This window comes from Nostoc sp. CALU 546 (genome assembly GCF_048836525.1).
Genome location: NZ_JAWJTF010000218.1, coordinates 1 through 3,730 on the forward strand (window position 1 = coordinate 1; position 3,730 = coordinate 3,730).

Genomic DNA, 3,730 nt, shown 5'->3' on the forward strand with positions numbered 1-3,730 from the left:
AAATGGGGATGCCATTGTAAAACTTGCTGAAAATCTGCGATCGCTCCTTGATGATCGCCACGTTCAAAACGAGTCACGCCGCGATTATGATAAGCGTTGGCAATATCAATATTGATGTTATCAGCTAATTGGGTACTCATTTCTATTGTTTGGATATAATCTGCGATCGCTTGGTCGTAGTTTTCCAAAGCAAAGTAGGCATTCCCTCGGCTGTGGTAAGATTGCGCTAAATTGGGATCTACTTGTAAAGCTACGTTATGATCTGCGATCGCGCCTTGATAATCGGCTAAAAAGTAACGAGCATTAGCCCGGTTGTAATACGCTATGGCAAAATTGGGATTGATTTCGATGGCGCGATTGAAGTTAGCGATCGCAGTACGATAATCTTTGAGTTGACCACTTAAGATCAGCCCTAGATTGTGGTAAGCTTCGGCATAATCAGGGTTTAACGTGATTGCTTGGGTGTAAGCTGCGATCGCGGCTTGATACTCCCCTTGTAAATTATACTTTAATCCTTGGTTGAAAAAATCTTCCGCATTCATATAATTTTTTTGGCTTTTGACATTATCTAGCCTAAAGCATCAGGATTCTTAACGATATATTTTGAAAAAATTACAACTACTATTGTACCTGTTGCAATAATTTTTTGTTTTAATCTTGCGAACCAGTTTTAGTTAATTGAAAGTAGATACTTTTGGACAAGCTGTAAACGAATCATAACTATCTGTTATTTATCAACTTTCATATTGTAATTATTAATTAGCGGTTAACTCTCAACTATTTAAAGTGTGTTTGGGTCAATTCCTTGCTGTTGTAGTCTGGCTAACAGATTTTGCAATTGTTCTTCTGGTGTTGAGTATCTGTTACCATCCTCATCATACCAATATAACCATTCTCGCATCCTTCCTTGATAAGTACCCTGTTCCCGTCCAATACCTAAAGCAATTTCTGGCATCCAAATTTTATCCCCTGTTTGTAAAATGTATTTACCTTCAACTAAGCGATAAACTTCCAAGCGTTGACGCTTCCGGCGGAGGCGAGTTGGTGCATAAATGACATAATACAAAATGCCTAATTCGGCATAATCAATTTTTTTTTGTTCGTATTCGCCATTGTAAGTTTGAGAAACAACTTCTAAAGCTAAAATTGGCGGAATGCCTTCTTCTTCCCACAAAACATAACTAGAACGTCCATTTTCTCCAACAAAACGTTCTACATCTAAACTCAAGAAACCGTCAGGAACTATAGCTCCAATATTTGGTGTATGATAAATACCCATGTTAATACCGAAAAACCAGTCATCGCGGTTTTGCCAAATCGAGGCTAAGATGGCTAACAATAAGTTGGGAATTAATATTTGGAGTTCGTTATCCACAGGGGTATTATCTGAATCTGGTAATTCTGCCGACGAAGGTAGGCAGTCCAAAGGATTGTACTTGAACATAAACTAGTCCTCAATCATCAATATCTAAATTTAAACTTAATTCTTATATCTTGGATAATGGGAAAGTATAGGTAGATAAACTGTGGTCTATCTTTTCAGACTTCGTTTGTAAAATTTCAAATTTCCAGTCTGAAGAATAATCAGGCAATTCATAACCAACACTCTTAACATGAGCCAACATCAACTCATCTCGTTGATGCCAAACAGCAAATATTTTCTCCCTACCATCATATAGCGTTTCTAAATCAATTTGATAAACCTCATTTACTCGCTTCAGCTTCAAACCCAACAAATTTAACAATCGTCCAAGTATTTTTATTGCTGAAACCTGCTCTTTTTCTCCAACTAAGTTAATACCAAGCGCTCTTTTAATATGCTTACTATGCTGAAAAGCAATATTTTTTAGCAATATCAAATCTGGATCATTTTCACTGAATTCGCGTTTTTCTTCAAGAAACTGAAGCATCCCTAAAGCTCTCATAGCTTCAACCTTGAGCGTATAAGTTTTTAAATCTGGGAGAAAAACTTTACCTTCACCCCAAGATAATTGTTGATGCCATTCTTGCTCATCTCTAACGTGAAAATATTCGCTTTCATGGGTTAAATAATAGTGGATTAACAACTGACGATAATATCCTTGTTCATCCTGCAATTTCAGCCAAGGAGTAATTTCTACACCATATCTTTGTCTAAGAACATATTTATTAATTTGGTTGCGTTCTCCATCCGTTAGGGAATGCTTAACTAATAACTGCTCATACTCCACATAATCAATATCTTTAGCATTAGCTACAGCAGATGCTACCGATAATTGATTCTGCTGCTTAATTTCTTTAATTTTACGTTTAATTTCTTTAGCTTTTTGACGACTTTGTGCCCAATCTTTTTGAACCTTAACAATTTCTAAAATTAACCTTTTGCGGGTAGCTAAATCATCAGCATCAGTTGCTAGAAAAGCTAGACGTAAATCTCGAATAATATTATTGTGAACCGCATTACTCCGCACCTGAATTTGATGCCCATCAGCAATTAAACCATCTTGCATCGATTGCCGATAGAGACGAATAGAAGCATTGACTCTTGCAGATAACTTCGCCCAAGTTCGCAAATGAATCGGGTCATAAACTAAGGGTAAATCTACATCTATTTTATGTAATGGACTCAGCAAAGCTAAGTTTTCTTTTTGATTTTCCTGATACCAATCAGATAGCAAGCGATAATTTGTACTCCCACTACCAATTAGACCAATACCTCGTTTAGCACACCAGACAACACGCGGTACATCATCCCGGACTCTTGCTAAAGCTTGTCTTGCTTCCGAGTCAGGAATTACCCCTTGAAAAATGCCATAAACTCGATCAAAATGTTGAACATCAATACTAATTCCTGTACCAAGACTAGGGGTAACAAAAACGCCGTCGTATTCAGATATCTTTTGATTAATTGCTGCAATAAAATCAACTGCTGCATGACCAGGTGTGTTTGTAGTGTGACTACTAACTACTAGAGTTTTAGGAAATTGTCGCCGTAATTTTTGTAGCCGTTCTTTCAGATAACGTTCAATTGTTTCACAACTATAACGCCCAGCCCGACTATCGGTAGTAACATAACATTTACGTCCCGCAAGTAAATCCAGTTCTAGTTGGTGAATTAGCGGTGTAGGATTCGGTGAATCATAAAAAGTCACATCCCAACCTTGCTGAGGTTTCCACTGGTTGAGAACTACCCAAGGTGTTAATTTAATTCCTGCTAATCCTTGTAAATATTCAAGTGAAACATCTGATAAATCAGCATCTTGGGCAATTACCAATCCCCCACTTGTTAAAACTGTTGCAATAAGTTGCTGGAATAACTTTAATATTTTTACCCGCTTGTGCTTACAAGTATTACTATTTAACAGATGCCATAAAGATTGCTCTACTTCATCTAAAATTACTATCGCCCCGCGCCAATTTTCCGGGTTAAGTTTCCAAATCGAATCAACGCACAATCCCAGGGATTGCTGAGGAAAGAGAGAGCGGAGAATGGGAGGAGCAGGGGTAAGTGTTTTATTAATTTTTTTCTCACCATCTTCTTTATGTGTTCCCCATTGAATACCAATTTTTTCACACAAAAATCTTCCAAGTAGGATTCTGTGAGTAATTAACAAAACGGGTTGGTTTCGATTTTTTGCTTGTTGAACAACGCCTTGCAATGCCGTAGTTTTCCCCGTTCCTTTCGCTGATTTGACTCCTACTAATCCAGAGGTGGGGAAAGGTATTTCACCTATATAAGGACGGTTGAAGG

General features: G+C 37.6%; 3 protein-coding genes. All 3 read right to left on the reverse strand.

The annotated features are described in order from the left end of the window. Positions 1–542 (reverse strand): tetratricopeptide repeat protein (locus RRG12_RS41740; protein ID WP_420763197.1); only part of this gene is annotated, 542 nt, incomplete at its 3' end. A 239-nt stretch (positions 543–781) separates the two neighbouring features. After that, positions 782–1,444 (reverse strand): Uma2 family endonuclease, encoded by a 663-nt coding sequence (locus tag RRG12_RS41745; protein WP_420759939.1) that lies wholly within the window; start codon positions 1,442–1,444, stop codon positions 782–784. Positions 1,445–1,487: 43 nt separating this feature from the next. Further along, on the reverse strand, positions 1,488–3,730 hold a 2,243-nt coding region (locus RRG12_RS41750), incomplete at its 5' end, for a plasmid replication protein, CyRepA1 family (protein WP_420763198.1).

Excerpts from the sequence above, each read along its gene's own strand:
- RRG12_RS41745 (WP_420759939.1), bottom strand. The coding sequence starts at position 1,444 with ATGTTCAAGTACAATCCTTTGGACTGCCTACCTTCGTCGGCAGAATTA.